17 protein-coding genes are annotated in these 14,964 nt (G+C 69.6%); 9 read left to right on the top strand and 8 right to left on the bottom strand.

Features of this window, described 5'->3' with window-relative positions; all coding sequences use genetic code 11:
- Nucleotides 1-34 precede the first annotated feature (34 nt).
- Nucleotides 35-937, bottom strand: coding sequence for a glutamate ABC transporter substrate-binding protein (locus ACOKR1_RS14890; protein WP_422933771.1), 903 nt, complete (start codon nucleotides 935-937; stop codon nucleotides 35-37).
- A gap of 56 nt (nucleotides 938-993) precedes the next feature.
- Nucleotides 994-1,749, bottom strand: a complete 756-nt coding sequence (locus ACOKR1_RS14885) for an amino acid ABC transporter ATP-binding protein (RefSeq protein WP_422933770.1) — start codon at nucleotides 1,747-1,749, stop codon at nucleotides 994-996.
- A gap of 94 nt (nucleotides 1,750-1,843) precedes the next feature.
- On the opposite strand from ACOKR1_RS14885, the gene ACOKR1_RS14880 reads away from it, so the two are divergent.
- The 4 genes from ACOKR1_RS14880 (at nucleotide 1,844) to ACOKR1_RS14865 (ending at nucleotide 4,616) form a co-directional block, all read left to right on the top strand.
- The gene (locus tag ACOKR1_RS14880) at nucleotides 1,844-2,707 is read left to right on the top strand and encodes a TIGR00730 family Rossman fold protein (protein ID WP_422933769.1); all 864 of its coding nucleotides are present in this window, start codon (nucleotides 1,844-1,846) and stop codon (nucleotides 2,705-2,707) included.
- Nucleotides 2,704-3,036, top strand: coding sequence for a DivIVA domain-containing protein (locus ACOKR1_RS14875; protein ID WP_422933768.1), 333 nt, complete (start codon nucleotides 2,704-2,706; stop codon nucleotides 3,034-3,036). Before ACOKR1_RS14880 ends, ACOKR1_RS14875 begins: the two co-directional genes overlap by 4 nt.
- Nucleotides 3,033-4,301 (top strand): hypothetical protein, encoded by a 1,269-nt coding sequence (locus ACOKR1_RS14870; RefSeq protein WP_422933767.1) that lies wholly within the window; start codon nucleotides 3,033-3,035, stop codon nucleotides 4,299-4,301. Before ACOKR1_RS14875 ends, ACOKR1_RS14870 begins: the two co-directional genes overlap by 4 nt.
- Nucleotides 4,302-4,448: 147 nt before the next feature.
- Nucleotides 4,449-4,616 carry a DUF3117 domain-containing protein gene (locus tag ACOKR1_RS14865; protein ID WP_138414063.1) on the top strand — a complete coding sequence of 56 codons (168 nt, stop codon included), beginning with the start codon at nucleotides 4,449-4,451 and terminating at the stop codon, nucleotides 4,614-4,616.
- A gap of 131 nt (nucleotides 4,617-4,747) precedes the next feature.
- Here ACOKR1_RS14865 and ACOKR1_RS14860 read toward each other — a convergent pair whose 3' ends face one another.
- The gene (locus ACOKR1_RS14860; RefSeq protein WP_422933766.1) at nucleotides 4,748-5,377 is read right to left on the bottom strand and encodes an O-methyltransferase; all 630 of its coding nucleotides are present in this window, start codon (nucleotides 5,375-5,377) and stop codon (nucleotides 4,748-4,750) included.
- 198 nt (nucleotides 5,378-5,575) lie between these two features.
- Between ACOKR1_RS14860 and sigE the strand changes: the two genes are divergently transcribed.
- Genes sigE through ACOKR1_RS14845 form a run of 3 tightly spaced genes read left to right on the top strand, consistent with a single transcriptional unit; the run spans nucleotide 5,576 to nucleotide 7,415 of the window.
- Nucleotides 5,576-6,193, top strand: coding sequence for an RNA polymerase sigma factor SigE (gene sigE / locus ACOKR1_RS14855; RefSeq protein WP_422936658.1), 618 nt, complete (start codon nucleotides 5,576-5,578; stop codon nucleotides 6,191-6,193).
- 8 nt (nucleotides 6,194-6,201) lie between these two features.
- Nucleotides 6,202-6,951: a hypothetical protein gene (locus tag ACOKR1_RS14850; protein ID WP_422933765.1), complete on the top strand. Its 750-nt coding sequence runs from the start codon at nucleotides 6,202-6,204 to the stop codon at nucleotides 6,949-6,951.
- Between the two features lie 59 nt (nucleotides 6,952-7,010).
- Nucleotides 7,011-7,415, top strand: coding sequence for a twin-arginine translocase TatA/TatE family subunit (locus ACOKR1_RS14845; RefSeq protein WP_422933764.1), 405 nt, complete (start codon nucleotides 7,011-7,013; stop codon nucleotides 7,413-7,415).
- A gap of 47 nt (nucleotides 7,416-7,462) precedes the next feature.
- On the opposite strand, the gene ACOKR1_RS14840 is transcribed toward ACOKR1_RS14845, so the two are convergent.
- The 3 genes from ACOKR1_RS14840 to ACOKR1_RS14830 are packed head-to-tail and all read right to left on the bottom strand — an operon-like array spanning nucleotide 7,463 to nucleotide 10,507.
- On the bottom strand, nucleotides 7,463-8,584 hold the full coding sequence (locus tag ACOKR1_RS14840) for an Mrp/NBP35 family ATP-binding protein (protein WP_422933763.1): 1,122 nt from the start codon (nucleotides 8,582-8,584) through the stop codon (nucleotides 7,463-7,465).
- Entirely contained in the window at nucleotides 8,581-9,234 is a 654-nt protein-coding gene (locus tag ACOKR1_RS14835) for a DUF1003 domain-containing protein (RefSeq protein ID WP_422933762.1), read from the bottom strand. Before ACOKR1_RS14835 ends, ACOKR1_RS14840 begins: the two co-directional genes overlap by 4 nt.
- The gene (locus ACOKR1_RS14830) at nucleotides 9,227-10,507 is read right to left on the bottom strand and encodes a magnesium transporter MgtE N-terminal domain-containing protein (RefSeq protein WP_422933761.1); all 1,281 of its coding nucleotides are present in this window, start codon (nucleotides 10,505-10,507) and stop codon (nucleotides 9,227-9,229) included. Before ACOKR1_RS14830 ends, ACOKR1_RS14835 begins: the two co-directional genes overlap by 8 nt.
- 86 nt (nucleotides 10,508-10,593) lie before the next feature.
- Here ACOKR1_RS14830 and ACOKR1_RS14825 point away from each other — a divergent pair, with 86 nt between their 5' ends.
- A complete protein-coding gene (locus tag ACOKR1_RS14825; protein ID WP_422933760.1) occupies nucleotides 10,594-11,517 on the top strand; it encodes a general stress protein in 924 nt (307 codons plus the stop codon).
- 37 nt (nucleotides 11,518-11,554) lie between these two features.
- Here ACOKR1_RS14825 and ACOKR1_RS14820 read toward each other — a convergent pair whose 3' ends face one another.
- Nucleotides 11,555-13,129, bottom strand: coding sequence for an aminopeptidase P family protein (locus tag ACOKR1_RS14820; protein ID WP_422936657.1), 1,575 nt, complete (start codon nucleotides 13,127-13,129; stop codon nucleotides 11,555-11,557).
- 90 nt (nucleotides 13,130-13,219) lie between these two features.
- On the opposite strand from ACOKR1_RS14820, the gene ACOKR1_RS14815 reads away from it, so the two are divergent.
- On the top strand, nucleotides 13,220-14,068 hold the full coding sequence (locus ACOKR1_RS14815) for a PHP domain-containing protein (RefSeq protein WP_422933759.1): 849 nt from the start codon (nucleotides 13,220-13,222) through the stop codon (nucleotides 14,066-14,068).
- 16 nt (nucleotides 14,069-14,084) lie between these two features.
- Here ACOKR1_RS14815 and ACOKR1_RS14810 read toward each other — a convergent pair whose 3' ends face one another.
- Nucleotides 14,085-14,939 carry a DNA-methyltransferase gene (locus tag ACOKR1_RS14810; RefSeq protein ID WP_422933758.1) on the bottom strand — a complete coding sequence of 285 codons (855 nt, stop codon included), beginning with the start codon at nucleotides 14,937-14,939 and terminating at the stop codon, nucleotides 14,085-14,087.
- Nucleotides 14,940-14,964 lie beyond the last annotated feature (25 nt).

Here is a 14,964-nt window from a genome sequence, read left to right as displayed (position 1 = left end):
CGGGGCGCCGCGCGCCCCGCCCACCGTCCGCCTGTCAGTAGTTGTCGACGGCGGGCTGCTGGACCTTCGTGCCCGACTTGCCGAGCGTCGAGTCGTAGATCTTCTGCCAGGTGTCCTTGCCGTTCGTGAACATGTCGTTGATGAACTTGCGGAGCGCGGTGTCGCCCTTGGTGAGGCCCACACCGTACTTCTCGGTGGTGAACGGCTGGCCGACGACCTTGAGGTTGTCCGGGTCCTGCGCGGCGTAGCCGAGGAGGATCGCCTGGTCGGTCGTCACGGCGTCGACTTGCCCGTTCTTGAGCGCGTCAACGCACTGCGAGTACGTGTCGAACGGCCGGGTCTGCGTCTGCGGGAAGTTCTTCTGGATGTTCTGCAGCGGGGTCGAACCGGTCGCGGAGCACACGGTCTTGCCCGCGAGGTCCTTCTCGCTGTTGATCGTCGTGTTGCTCTTCTTCACGAGCAGGCTCTGGCCCGTGATGAAGTAGGGCCCGGCGAAGTCGATCTGCTTCTTGCGGGCGTCCGTGATCGAGTACGTGCCAACGTAGAAGTCGATGTCGCCGTTCTGGATCGCCGATTCACGGTTGGCGGACGGGATCGGCTTGAACTCGATCTTGTCCTTGCCGTAGCCGAGCGAGGCGGCAACCCACTTGGCGATCTCGATGTCGAAGCCGGAGTATTCGCCGGTCGCGGCGTCCAGGAAGCCGAGGCCCGGCTGGTCCTGCTTGACGCCGATGCGGACCTTGCCCGCGGACTTGATCTTGTCGAACGTCGGGCTGCCCGTGAGCGAGACGTTGCTTGCGACGGTATACGGCGCCGAGGCCCCCGATCCCTCGGACGACGAAGTGCCACCACCAGAACCCCCGCACGCGCTGAGCGCGAGGGCTAGTACCGCGGTTGCGGCGGTGATGGCGGCCTTCTTGGTGCGGAAGAGTGCCATGGTCAGCATTCCTTTCTCGTAGGGCGCAGGGCCCTGCCTGGGAGTCTGTGCTGGGGTCAGTGAGTGAGCAGCTTGGACAGGAAGTCCTTGGCTCGGCTGCTCTGCGGGTTCGTGAAGAACTCCTCAGGCGCTGCCTGCTCGACGATCTGGCCGTCGGCCATGAAGACCACGCGGTCCGCGGCCTTCCGGGCGAAGCCCATCTCGTGCGTCACGACGATCATCGTCATGCCCTCGCGCGCGAGCTCGACCATGACGTCGAGAACCTCGTTGATCATTTCGGGGTCGAGCGCCGAGGTGGGCTCGTCGAAGAGCATGACCTTGGGCTTCATGGCGAGCGCGCGGGCGATCGCGACGCGCTGCTGCTGGCCGCCCGAAAGCTGGGCGGGCAGCTTGGGCGCCTGATGGCCGACGCCGACGCGCTCGAGGAGTGCCATGGCCTCCTTCTCGGCGGTCTTCTTGTCGACGCCCTTGACCTTGATCGGACCGAGGGTGACGTTTTCGAGGATGGTCTTGTGCGCGAAGAGATTGAAGGACTGGAAGACCATACCGACGTCCGCGCGGAGCCGTGCGAGCCCGGCGCCTTCGTCGGGCAGCTTCTTGCCGTCGATGAAGATCTCGCCGGACTCGATCGTCTCGAGGCGGTTGATCGCACGGCATAGCGTCGACTTGCCGGACCCGGACGGCCCGATGACGACGACGACCTCGCCCTTCCGCACGTCGAGATTGATGTCCTGCAGCACGTGCAGCTGGCCGTAGTGCTTGTTCACGCTCTGGACAGAGACGAGTGAACCCGAGGGTGCTTCGGATGTCATGCCCACCAATGTAACGGAGATTACCTTTCAGGGTCCGGAAACTGGAGCCCGCTCCCGCCAATCGTGATTCAAGCGAGACCGCTAGCCTAAGAGCATGACCACGGAATCACCGCGCCGCGACGGCCCCGTCCCCTCCCGGCGCAAGGGCCCGCTCGAGCTGCGCCGACGCCAGGCTCTCCAGGGCACGTCGGACCAGCACCTCCTCGACACCCACGGGGCTGGCCGGTTCGTCCATACCGATCCGTGGCGCGTCATGAGAATCCAGAGCGAGTTCGTCGAGGGTTTCGGCGCGCTCGCCGAGCTCGGCCCGGCGATCAGCATCTTCGGCTCGGCCCGCACCAAGCAGGGCAGTGACTACTACGACATGGGCCTCGCCATCGGGCGGCTCCTGGCCCAAGAAGGCGTCGCGGTCATCACGGGCGGCGGTCCTGGCTCGATGGAGGCGGCCAACCGTGGCGCGGTCGACGGCGCGGGGACGTCAGTCGGGCTCGGCATCGAGCTTCCGTTCGAGACCGGCTTCAACCCCTGGGTCGATCTGGGCATCAACTTCCGCTACTTCTTTGCGCGCAAGACGATGTTCGTTAAATACGCCCACGGCTTCGTGGTGCTGCCCGGCGGCCTCGGGACGCTCGACGAGCTCTTCGAGGCCATGGTGCTCGTTCAGACCGGCAAGGTGACGTCCTTCCCGATCGTGCTCGTCGGGACCCGATTCTGGGGACCCCTGATCGACTGGCTCCGCGAGACTCTCGTGAGAGAGGGCATGATCTCGCCCGAGGACATGGACCTCATTCAGGTGACAGACACGGCCGAGGACGCCGTGGATCTGGTGCTGGCCGGGCTTCGCGCCAACACCCAGGGTCGGCGTGGGGGGATGTTCGGTTCGGCCGAGGAGGAAGAAGAGGCAGCGGTCGAGGAGGCCGAAGCGGTGTGGTCGCCTGAGAAGGCTGACGGCGAGTGAGCTTCTTCCTCGTCTTCCTCGCCATCATCGTCGCGGCCGGCCTCGTGTGGGTGGGTCTCGCCGCGTTCCGCGGCCGCTCGCTGCCCGAGGCGCTCGACGGCGGCCTTGAGGAGCCCGAGCCCGGGCTCCCGCCTGTCTTCCTCCCCGAGCACCCCACCGCCCAGGACGTCGATCGGGTCCGCTTCTCGCTCGGTTTCCGCGGCTACCGAATGGACCAGGTCGACGAGGTGCTCGCGCTCCTGCGGGACAGGATTGCGGCGCAGGACGCCGAGATTGCTCGGCTTCGCACGGTCTCGCGCGCCGAGGCCGAGGTCGAGGCGCCTGAGTGAGCGGCAGGCTCGACGGGCGCGCGGTGACCGGAGCGCCTGGGCGGGCGACGCCGTCGGCCGTTCACGCCGCTCTCGGTGCCTGGCTGTTGCGGGCCGTGCGCTGGTTCCTGCGGCGGCCGTGGTGGGTCCAGGTGCTGCTGATCTTCGCGGCCTCGCGCGTCGCCTCGTTCGCGATCTTCGCCGCCGCAGCCCTCCAGCAGGGCACCAATCCGTGGTTCGAGCCCGAGCCCGACTACTTCCGCTTCCTCCAGATCTGGGACTCGGAGTGGTACGGCCGGATCGTCGTGAACGGCTACCCTCACGTCCTGCCGCGCTCGTCCTCGGGCACAGTCAGCGAGAACGCGTGGGCGTTCTACCCCGTCTTCCCGTATGTGGTCCGCACCCTCTGGATCGTCACGAGCATCCCCTGGCAGGTCGTGGCCCAGATCGTTGCGATGGCGGCCGGCTTCGCCGCGGCCCTCGTGGTCTACCGCCTTTTCCGGCATTTTGCGGGGCACGAAACCTCGATATGGGGCGTCGCGTTCTTTGCGTTCTTCCCGGTCTCCGCCATCCTCCAGGTCCCGTACGCGGAGTCGCTCGGGACGGTGTTCCTCGCGTGGGCGCTTCTGTGGATCGTCGAGCGCCGCTACCTCCTCGCGATCCCCGTGGTCGCCGTCGCGTGCCTCACCCGCCCCGTGGGGGTTCCGCTCGCGGCGATGCTCGCGATCCTCTTCCTCGTGCGCTGGGTGGGGCGGCGCCGTCGTCCGCTCGCGCCCGGCGAGGTGCTGCGCCTCGCGGTCCTGACGGTCGCCACAGCCGCGTCCGCCCTCGCGTGGCCGGCCATCGCGTGGGCCGCGACCGGCGTCATGACGGCCTATACCGACACCGAGGCCGTGTGGCGGGGGAGCGACCTCGTGCCGTTCATGCCGTGGCTCGACACCGGCCGGTACCTCTTCGGGCCGGTCATCGGAGCGATCGCGCCGTTCGTCCTCGTCGCCGCCGCGGCGCTCTACCTCACGAGCTCCCACGTCAGGCTCATCGGACTCGAGCTCAGGCTCTGGTGCGCCACCTACGCGCTGTACCTTCTGGCCTTCCTGTATCCGCAGACGAGCACCTTCCGCATGATGCTGCCGTTCTTCCCGCTGGCGCTCGCGGGCGCGGCACTCTCCAGATCACGCGCCTACCGGGGTGCGGTGCTCGTGATGTTCGTGCTCCTGCAGATCGTCTGGGTCCAGTGGCTCTGGGGTTGGACGCAGCTCCCCGGCGGCGGAGATTGGCCGCCGTGACCGGGAGGGCTTAGCTACCCCGCGGTATCCCGACTGATAATGTAAAGGCAAGGACAAGGTGGCGGGTCTGCGTATCACTCCGGTGAGCGAAGGTGCGCCCGACGGCTCGCAGACACGTGCGGGCAAATAACTAGAGGGGATGTTCACATGGCAGCCATGAAACCGCGTACCGGCGACGGCCCGATGGAGGTCACCAAGGAGGGTCGCAGCCTGATCATGCGGGTTCCCCTCGAGGGTGGCGGTCGGCTCGTGGTCGAGCTCAACGCCGAAGAGGCTGCCCAGCTCAAGGAGTGCCTCGTCGGCGTGACCGAATAGCTCCTGTCGGCGCCCCGAGCGCACGCGGACTCACCAGAAGGCCGGCCCGAATGGGCCGGCCTTCTTGTGGTTTTGGGGCTGGACGCGGCCATTCGTCGACTGGCCAGATGCCGACCGTCGACCGGCCAGTCTCAGAGCCGCGACGCGAGGAACAGCCCCTCGCCCGTGGGCAGGAGCGCGGTCGCGAGTCGCTCATCCTCGCGAAGCGCCCGGTGCAGCTCGCGCAGCCGCACGGCCGTCGGCTCGCGATGGGCCGGGTTGGCCGCGCGGTCGCGGTCGAGGGCGTCGTTGATCACGAGCAGGCCGCCGGGGCGCAGAAGGCGCACGGCCTCGTCGGCGTAGGCGGGCGTGCCGGGCTTGTCCGCGTCGACGAAGACAAGATCGTAAGCGCCGTCGTTGAGGCGGGGGAGCACCGCGCTCGCGCGGCCCGGGATGGCGCGCACACGGCTCGCCGGGACGCCGGCCTCGGAGAACGCCTGTCGCGCGGCCTTGAGGTGTTCGATGTCCGTGTCGATCGTGGTGAACGTGCACGCGGCGGGCAGGCCGCGCAGGAGGCAGACCCCCGAGACGCCGGCGCCCGTGCCGATCTCGACGACGGCCTGGGCCTTCGAGGTGGCGGCGAGCACCGCGAGAACCGCGCCGACCCCTGGACTCACGGGGGAGACGCCAAGCTCGAGGGAGCGCTCGCGCGCACGGGCCACGATCGGGTCCTCGACGGCAAGCCCCTCGGCATAAGCCCAGCTCGTGGACTTGTCGGTCATGTTGTGAAACGCTTTCGGCTCGGGGTGCGTCTCCAGCCTATCGCCTTGGGGGTTACGCACCGCGCTACGCTCTGGGCGGAATGATCAGCCAACGTTCAGAATCCCCTGTCAGACTGGGGTTCCGCAGCGGTTGCCTGGTGAGCAAGAGGCCCACAGCACAGTGCGGCCGCCGATGCTGTGAAGGTGAGGTGCGTGGACGTGCTACCGCAACGTGCTGCGACCACCCAGACACCCTCCGAGCCGAGTCCCGCCGACTGGGTGCCCCCGACGTGGGAAGACGTCGTCGCCCAGCACTCCGCCAAGGTCTACCGGCTCGCGTACCGCCTGACGGGCAACCAGCACGACGCCGAGGACCTGACCCAAGAGGTCTTCGTCCGCGTCTTCCGCTCGCTCGACAACTTCAAGCCCGGAACGCTCGACGGCTGGCTTCACCGCATCACCACGAACCTCTTCCTCGACCAGGCGCGCCGCAAGAACCGCATCCGCTTCGATGCGTTCGCCGAGGACGCCGAGTCCCGCATTCCCGGGCGTGAGCCGGGCCCCGAGCGCAGCTACGAGATGAACAACCTCGATCTCGACGTCCAGGCCGCCCTCGAGGAGCTCCCGCCGGACTTCCGTGCCGCGGTCGTGCTCTGTGATCTTGAGGGGCTCTCCTATGACGAGGTCGCTGCGGCCCTCGGAGTGAAGCTCGGCACCGTCCGCTCGCGGATTCACCGCGGCCGGACCCTCTTGCGCGAAAAGCTCGCCCACCGTGATCCTCGGCGGGGTGCGGGCAAGCCGCGGCTGTCCATGCCTCGCGTCGCCGGCCTGCGCTGAGACGCCCCATGCACGAACGACGGCGGCCGGGCGCGTTCGGGGGCGCCGGGACCCATACGCGCGACGCGGCGCACCTCGAAGGCTGCCCCGATTGTCGCGGCGCGCTCGAATCGGAGCGCCGCTATCTCGCCGCGCTCCGCGGCGCGCCCGTCCCCATGGCCAGCTCCTCGTTGACGCAGCGGCTCGTCGAGCAGACGCGCCAGCTCGCGCTAGAGGCCGAGCTTTCCGAGGCCGAGTCGCCCCGCGCGCGGATGCTCCGCGCCGCCGGCGTCGCCGTGGCGGGGGCCGCCGCCGCGCTCGCAGCCCTCGCCGTGACGGCGTATGCGGTGGCCGGCGATCCGCTCCCGGCCGCGCCGACCGCCGCGTGGCCCGCGGCCGTCGGGATCGACGGAACCGGCCAGACGCTCAGCGCGGCCGACCTCCAGGCGCTCTCGGCGGCGGGCTGGAACTGCCCCGAGCTCCGCCGGAACGGACTGCAGGTCGAGTCCGCCCGCGGTTACCTCGTCAACGGCGTCCCGACGCTCGTGATCCGCATCGGCGACGGCTCCCACACGATCTCGCTCATGGAGCAGCTGCCTCGGAACGCGGGCGGCGCGGCGCCGCAGACCACCGTCCTCGCGTCCGATTTCCCGAACGCCGAGACCGCGGACCTCGTGCGGGGCGCACCCCCGGCCGGCACGATGCAGGCCGCGGAGAGCCCCGTCGACAGGCTCGCCCGCGGACTGCATCTGGTGCTGAACGCGTCGGGCCGCCCCTGACCACTGAGTCCGCGCGGGACGAATCGTCCTCGCCAGTCCGCAGAAGGTAGTCTTCGAACGTGCCCGGAATGAACGAGCTCTTCATCCTGCTGGTCATCGCGCTTCTGGTGATCGGCCCCAAGCGGCTGCCCGAATACACGCAGAAGCTCACGAACATCGTCCGGGAACTCCGTCGCATGGCCTCGGGCGCGAGGGATCAGCTCAAGGAGGAGACCGGCGTCGATCTCAATGAGGTCGATTGGCGGAAGTACGATCCGCGCCAGTACGACCCTCGGAAGATCATTCGCGACGCGCTCCTCGAGGACTCTCCGGCGCAGGCCACAGCGGGCGCCGACACAGCCGCCGCGTCAACGGTCGCCGCCGCGGCTGTTGCACCCACCGCGACCCCGGAGCCGGCGCCGCAGCGGGTCATCGAACGCCTCGCGCCGGGCCAGCCCGCGCCGTTCGACGCCGACGCGACCTGAGCGGGCGAAGCAAGGGAGCGCCCGCGGCGAAGGCACAGAGCGGCGCGCTAGCTTCTCTGAACATGGAGCCCTAGGCTCCGGCCGGCCAGCCCGCGGGGAGACGAAGCGAGCCGGCTCGCCACGTCCTTGAGCGCCGCGGACGACGGCGACGCCGGGTCACGCAGGACGATCGGCACCCCGGCGTCCCCTCCCTCGCGCAACGCGACGTCGAGGGGAATCCGGCCGAGCAGCGGCACGGGCGTGCCGAGCGCCTCGGTGAGCCGCTCCGCGACTCGCTCGCCCCCGCCGCTTCCGAAGACCTCGAGCACCGTCCCGTCGGGGAGAGTCATGCCAGCCATGTTCTCGATGACTCCTGCCACCCGCTGTCCGGTCTGCGCCGAGACGGAACCGGCGCGCTCGGCCACGTCCGCCGCCGCGGCCTGCGGCGTCGTGACGATGAGGAGCTGGGCGCCGGGCAGGAGCTGCGAGACCGAGATCGCGACGTCCCCCGTGCCCGGCGGGAGGTCGAGGAACAGGACGTCGAGGTCGCCGAAGTACACGTCGGAGAGGAACTGCTCGAGGGCACGGTGGAGCATGGGACCGCGCCACGCGACGGCCTGGTTTCCGGTGACGAACATGCCGATCGAGATGGCCTTCACGCCGTGCGCCACAGGTGGCAGGATCATGTCCTCGACGCGGGTTGGGCCCTGCGTGATGCCGAGCAACCCGGGAACCGAGAAGCCGTGCACGTCCGCGTCGACGATCCCCACGCGGAGCCCGCGGGCCGCGAGCTCGCACGCGAGGTTCACCGTGACGGAGGATTTCCCCACGCCGCCCTTGCCGCTCGCCACGGCGTAGACCTTCGTGAGGGAGTCCGGCCTGCTGAACGGGATGCCGCGCTCGGGGCGCAGCCGGTCGCGGAGCGCCTGGCGCTGCTCAGGGCTCATGACCTCGAGCTCGACCGCGACGTCCTCGACGCCGGGAACCGTGGCGAGCGCCGCCCGGACGTCGGCGTCGATCGTCCCGCGCAGGGGGCATCCGGCGATGGTGAGGAGCACGCGCACGGTGACCTGGCCGCCGTCGACCGTTACCCCGGCGAGCATGCCGAGCTCGTCGATGGGCCGCCGGAGCTCGGGGTCGATCACGGTCGAGAGGGCAGCGCGGACCGCCGCCTCATCGGGGCTTGTCACTGCTCGCGGGCCCCTTCGGGGGCGCTCGAGCTCGGTTCGGCCGCGCCGAGCACCGGTTCCTGGGGCTCCGAGGCTTCCTGGGCCTCTTGGCTCCGCCCGTTCCGGTCCTTCTTGTCCTTGCGACGCTTGGACGAATTCCCCGCAGCGTTCTGCTCCGAGAGCTCGTCGATGATCGACCTGAGCTCGGCGCGCACCTCTGCCCGGATGAAGTCGCGCGTCGCGACGTCGCGCATTGCGAGGCGGAGGGAGGCGAGTTCGCGCGTGAGGTACTCGGTGTCGGCGAGGTTGCGCTCGTTGCGCGAGCGATCCTGCTCGATCTGCACGCGGTCACGGTCGTCCTGGCGGTTCTGCGCAAGCAGGATGAGCGGCGCGGCGTAGGAGGCCTGGAGCGAAAGGAGGAGCGTCAGGAGTGTGAAGTTGAGGGACTTCGGGTCGAACTGGAACTCCGCGGGCCCGAGGGTGTTCCACCCGAGCCACAGAATACAGAAGACCGTCATGTAGACGAGGAACTGCGGCGTGCCCATATAGCGCGCGAAGCGCTCGGCGAAGCGCCCGAATGCGTCCCGGTCCGGGTTGAACGTGGGCAGGAGCTTGAGGCGATTCTCGAGCGGCGTGTCGAGACCTGGCAGCAGCTTGCGCGGTTCAGCCAAAGCTTCCTCCGACCTTCTTGAGTGGGGCGCCGTCGTCATGCGCACGCCAGTCGTCGGGCAGGAGATGGTCGAGGAGATCGTCCACCGTCACGGCTCCGACGAGCCGACCGTCCGCGTTGACCACGGCGAGCGAATTGAGGTTGTACTGCGCCATCGAGTGGGCCACCTCGCCGAGCTGGGCCAGGTCCGAGACGGGCTCGAGACCCTTGTCCACGATCGAGCCGAGCTGCTCGGGCGGGGCGCTGCGCAGAAGCTGCTGGATGTGCACCGTGCCGAGGAAGCGACCCGTTGGTGTTTCGAGCGGCGGGCGGCAGATGAAGACGGCGGAGGCGAGCGCGGGGCTCAATTCCTCGCGGCGCACGTGGGCGAGCGCTTCAGCAACGGTTGCCTCGGGCGGGAGGATCACGGGGACGGGCGTCATGATCGAGCCGGCCGTTCCCTCGTCGTACTGGAGGAGGCGCCGCACGTCGTCGGCCTCCTCGGGCTCCATGAGCTGGAGAAGTTCCTCGGCGCGGTCCGCCGGGAGATCGGCGAGGAGGTCCGCGGCGTCGTCGGGATCCATCTCTTCGAGGATGTCCGCCGCGCGCTCGTTGTCGAGTGAGGAGAGGATCTCGACCTGATCGTCCTCGGGCAGTTCCTGGAGCACGTCGGCGAGCCGCTCGTCCTGGAGCTCGGACACGACCTCGAGGCGGCGCTGATCGCTCATCTCCTGGATCGCGTCGGCGAAGTCCGCCGCCTTGAGGTCTTCGTGGCTCGCGAGGAAGTGGGTTGCTGCGCGCGTCCCGCCCCGCGCGTCGAGCCGAACCTCGTCCCAATCCACGAGGGTCGTCGCGCCGCGACGGAGGCCCCGGAGCCCGCGGCCGGGCGTCTCGCGGCGGACGAAGAGCTTGCTCACGAGCCAGTCGCCGTTGCGCTGTTCGTCCATCGCGACATCCTCGACGGTGCCCTTCGCGCCATCGTCGAGGAGGGTCGCTCCGAGGTCGAAGAGGTCGCCCAGCACGAGCATCTCGGCGCCGCGCTGCTCAAAGCGGCGCAGATTGACGAGGCCGGTTGTGATGACCTGGAACTGGTCCATCGAGGTCAGCCGGGTCATCGGAACGAACACGCGGCGCTTGCCGGGAACCTCGACGACGATGCCGACGGCCTGGGGGGCTCTCTGCCCCCGCGCGATCACGACGACGTCGCGGAGGCGCCCCACTCGGTCGCCGAGCGGGTCGAACACATCGAGGCCAAGAAGCCTCTTCACGAACACGCGCGTGGGATTGGGGCTCACGTGCCTAGGCTACTCCAGAGGCAAGTCCGTGCTCACTCTGAGCGGAAACACAGTCCGAGGCGGTCATCTCGGGTAAGAATGAAGTCATGTCAAACATGTTCGGTTCTCGCGGCCCCATCGATCAGGCGCGATCCCTCCCTCAGGGGGAGGTCGTGGGATCGTACACGTCCTATCTCGACGCCCAGAAGGCCGTCGACTATCTTGCCGACCAGCAGTTCCCCGTCGAGCTCGTGGCGATCGTGGGAAACGACCTCAAGCTCGTTGAGCGCGTCACGGGCCGCCTGAGCTACCCGCGCGTTGCCCTCAACGGCGCGCTGAGCGGCATGTGGTTCGGCCTCTTCGTCGGCGTCCTGCTCTCGTTCTTCTCCTCGGGCGCCGGCTACTTCTCGATCATCACGTCGGTGCTCATGGGCGCGGCGTTCTTCATGCTCTTCGGCATCGTGACCTACGCGATGCAGCGAGGCAAGCGCGACTTCACGTCGACGAGCCAAGTCGTGCCGACGAGCTACGACGTGGTCGTCGCGTTCGAGGCCTCCGCCGAGGCGCGCCGCCTCCTCCACCAGCTCCCCATGGGGCAGAGCCAGCAGGGCTGGGGTGCCCAGCAGCCGTGGCAGCAAGGCCAGGGCCAGCCGGGGCAGCATCAGCCAGGGCACCAACCGGGTCAGAACGAGCCTGCGCAGCACGGTTGGGACCAGGGCCAGGGCCCCCGGGACCAGCCGCAGGAACCGCAGCGGCCCACGGGCTGGACGGATCCATACGGCGTCAACGCGGGCCAGGGCCAGCCGCAGCCCCAGCCTCCGGCCCAGCCGGAGCAGCCCGCCCAGCCGCCGCGCAGCGGCTCGGGCTACCACGACCTCCCCGACGGCCGCCCGCAGTACGGCATCCGGATCGACCAGGACCGTCCGCAGGGCGGGGAAGCCGGTGAGGAAGGCCAGGAGGGCCGCGGCGAAGGCGAAGGCCACGAGGGCGGCGCCGCCCACAAGAACGACGGCGCCACCCCCGAACGCTGAGAGGGAACCTCCCGCGCGTCAGCCTTAGAGCCGAACGTCAGCCTTCGAGCAGGCGGCCCATCCAGGCCTCGACCTCGTCCGGCGTGCGCGGGAGGGCCGCGCTGAGGTTGACGGGGCCGCCGGCCGTCATGACGATGTCGTCCTCGATCCGGACGCCGATGCCGCGGTACTCCTCGGGCACCGCAAGGTCCTCTGACTTGAAGTAGAGGCCCGGCTCGATCGTGAACACCATGCCGGGCGTGAGCTCGCCGTCGAGGTACAGCTCGGCGCGGGCCTGCGCGCAGTCGTGAACGTCGAGCCCGAGGTGGTGGCTCGTGCCGTGGGGCATCCACCTGCGGTGCTGCTGGCCCTCGATCGTGAGGGCCTCGGCGGCGCTCACCGTGAGGAGGCCCCACTCCTCGAGCCGGGTCGCGAGGACCTCCATCGCGGCCGTGTGGACGCTCCGGAACTTGGCCCCGGGCTTGGCCGCGGCGAAGGCGGCGTCCGCGGCGTCGAGCACGGCCTGATACACACGGCGCTGCACTTCGCTGAAGCGGCCGGTGATCGGGACCGTCCGGGTCACGTCCGCGGTGTACAGCGACTCGGCCTCGACGCCCGCGTCCACGAGCAGGAGCTCGCCCTCGCGGATGGGGCCGTTGTTCGTGGTCCAGTGCAGCGTCGTCGCGTTGTTGCCGCCCGCGGCGATCGTGTCGTAGCCGAGGTCGTTGCCCTCTTCGCGGGCCTTCGCGTAGAACGCGGTCTCGATAACGCGCTCGCCACGGCGATGCGTCACGGCGCGCGGGATCGCCCGGACGATCGCCTCGAATCCCTCCGCCGTCGCGTCGACCGCGGCCTGGAGCTGCCCGATCTCCCACTCGTCCTTGATGAGCCGCAGCTCCGAGAGGGCTTCCTTGAGCTGGTCATCGAGGGCGTCGAGCTCGCTCAGGTCCAGGTTCTCGGGGTCCTGGGCCGTGTTGAATCGGGCCGTGTCGACGAGGGCGTCGAGGTTCTCATCCACCTTGCGGACCAACCGGATGGAGATGCCGCCGATCTCGGTGGCGCCCACGCCCTTCGTCAGCGCGAGCTCAAGCTCCTCGAGGTGCGCGGTCGCGAGGCCGAGGCGCGCGTTGAGCTCCGTGAGCGTGGGACGCCGTCCCACCCAGAACTCGCCCGTGTGGGCGTTCGCGTAGAACTGCTCGGTGTCGCGGCCGGCGAGCGGGCGGAAGTACAGCGTCGCGCTGTGGTGCCCGCCGCCGTCGCCCTTGCCGTCCTCGACCGGCTCGAGGACCAGGACGGCGTCCGGCTCGTGGTCGACGCCGAGGCCCGTGAGGTGGGCGAACGCCGAGTGAGGGCGGAAGCGGTAGTTCGTGTCGTTCGAACGGACCTTGGGCGGGCCCGCGGGGATGACGAGGCGCTCGCCGGGGAAGCGATCCGAGATGGCCCGGCGGCGGCGCGCCGCGTGCTCGGCGACGGCGTCGAGCGGCGGGAGCGTCTGGTCGGCGGGGGACCACTGCGAAGCCATGAAGGCCTTGAAAGCGTCAGAGCTGGGCCGCTGCGATCGGTTGTCGACGCGGTCCTCGAGCGGTTGGGTGGACTGCTGCGCGGAATGCTGGCCGGGCTCGTGGCCGGGCATGGAGTCTGTTGCGTTCACCGTGCCATTCTTGCATCGGGCCGCGCGAAGTCCAGCCCTCCCACCGAGCGCCGAGGCGGTTATCGTGGTCGCGTGAGGATTGATCTGCACGCTCACTCGAGCGTCTCCGACGGCACCGACTCCCCGGCTGGCCTCGTCGAGGCCGCGCTCGAGGCGGGGCTCGACGCCGTCGCCATCACCGACCACGACTCGACGGGCGGCTGGGACCAAGCGGCGGCCGCGGCGCGCGAGCTCGGGATGGTGCTCGTGCCCGGCATGGAGGTCTCGTGCCGCACGCCCGAGGGGATCAGCGTCCACGTGCTGAGCTACTTGCATGACCCGCAGCACCACGGCCTCCTCGAGGAGATCTCGAAGTCGAAGGATGCTCGCCTGAGCCGCGCGGAGCATATGGTCTCGCTGCTCGCCGAGGACTACCCGCTTTCGTGGGACGACGTCACGCAGCACCTTGCGCCGGGCGCCACCGTGGGCCGCCCGCACATCGCCGACGCGCTCGTCGCGGCCGGGATCGTGGGCGACCGCTCGGAGGCGTTCGCGACGATCCTCTCCTCGCGTTCGCGCTACTTCGTCCAGCACTATGCGCCCGAGCCCGCGGTCGCCGTCGAACTCGTGCGAGCGGCCGGCGGGGTGCCTGTCTTCGCGCATCCGGTCGCCGAGTCGCGGGGGCGCACCGTGGGCGAGGCGACGTACCACGACATGATCGACGCGGGCCTGGCCGGGCTCGAGGTGTTCCACCGTGACAACCCCGAGGCGAGGCGGCCGTTCCTCCTCGCGCTCGCCGAGCGGCGCGGCCTGTTCCTCACGGGTGCGTCCGACTATCACGGGTCCGGCAAGCCCAACCGCCTCGGGGAGAACACGACCGCGCCCGAGGTGTTCGCGGAGATCGAGCGGCAGGCGAGCGGCACCGCCGTCGTCCGCCCTTAGCGCTCGGCCGGAGGGCTCAGGCGCCGGGTTCGGCGCGCACGACCGCCGCCGTGGGGAGCCGGTGGGCCATGACCTCGACCGCCTGCGGGTTCGTGTCCACGCACACGAAGCGGCGGCCGAGCGCGTGCGCGGCCGCCCCGAGAGTCCCCGAGCCCGCGAAGAAGTCCAGGACCCAGTCGCCGCGCCGCGAGCTCGCGGCGACCATGCGGCGCACGAGGCCGAGCGGCTTCTGGGTCGGGTAGCCGGTCTTCTCGCGCCCCGTGGGAGAAACGATGGTGTGCCACCACACGTCCGTGGGCAGCTTGCCGAGCTCGCGCTTCTCCGGCGTCACGAGCCCGGGCGCCATGTACGGCTCGCGGTCCACCTCGGCGCTGTCGAAGTGGTACTTCGCGGGGTCCTTGACGTAGACGAGGATCGTGTCGTGCTTCGTGGGCCAACGCCGGCGCGTGCGCGCGCCGTAGTCGTACGCCCACACGATCTCGTTGAGGAAGCACTCGCGGCCGAAGATCATGTCCAGCATGACCTTCGCGTAGTGGACCTCGCGGTAGTCGAGGTGCAGGTAGAGCGTCCCGTCGTCCGCGAGGACGCGCCACGCCTCGAGCAGCCGAGGCTCGAGGAACGACCAGTAGTCGCCGAACGCGTCGTCGTAGCGGTGCAGCGCGCCCTTGATCGTCTCGTAGCGCTGCCCGCCGAAGCCCACCCGGTCCCCGACGTCGCTCCGGACCATCGTCGTGGACTGGCGGCGCTGCGCCCGCCCCGTGTTGAACGGCGGATCGATGTACACCATCGTGAACGCGCCGTCCGGGAGGGACGGCAGGAAATCGGCGTTGTCCGCTTCGACGACGAGGTCCGGACCGTCCGGACGCCACACGCCGTGAGCCTCCACGTGCGTTCCG

The organism is Sinomonas sp. P47F7 (genome assembly GCF_049332655.1).
Classification (GTDB): Bacteria; Actinomycetota; Actinomycetes; order Actinomycetales; family Micrococcaceae; genus Sinomonas.
The sequence above is the reverse complement of the archived record's forward strand: the minus strand, read 5'-3'. Positions and strand labels throughout refer to the sequence as shown.

Coding starts and splice junctions, on each gene's coding strand:
- ACOKR1_RS14825 (WP_422933760.1), top strand. CDS start 10,594: ATGTCAAACATGTTCGGTTCTCGCGGCCCCATCGATCAGGCGCGATCC.
- ACOKR1_RS14890 (WP_422933771.1), bottom strand. CDS start 937: ATGGCACTCTTCCGCACCAAGAAGGCCGCCATCACCGCCGCAACCGCG.
- ACOKR1_RS14885 (WP_422933770.1), bottom strand. CDS start 1,749: ATGACATCCGAAGCACCCTCGGGTTCACTCGTCTCTGTCCAGAGCGTG.
- ACOKR1_RS14860 (WP_422933766.1), bottom strand. CDS start 5,377: ATGACCGACAAGTCCACGAGCTGGGCTTATGCCGAGGGGCTTGCCGTC.
- ACOKR1_RS14865 (WP_138414063.1), top strand. CDS start 4,449: ATGGCAGCCATGAAACCGCGTACCGGCGACGGCCCGATGGAGGTCACC.
- ACOKR1_RS14850 (WP_422933765.1), top strand. CDS start 6,202: ATGCACGAACGACGGCGGCCGGGCGCGTTCGGGGGCGCCGGGACCCAT.
- ACOKR1_RS14880 (WP_422933769.1), top strand. CDS start 1,844: ATGACCACGGAATCACCGCGCCGCGACGGCCCCGTCCCCTCCCGGCGC.
- ACOKR1_RS14820 (WP_422936657.1), bottom strand. CDS start 13,129: ATGCCCGGCCACGAGCCCGGCCAGCATTCCGCGCAGCAGTCCACCCAA.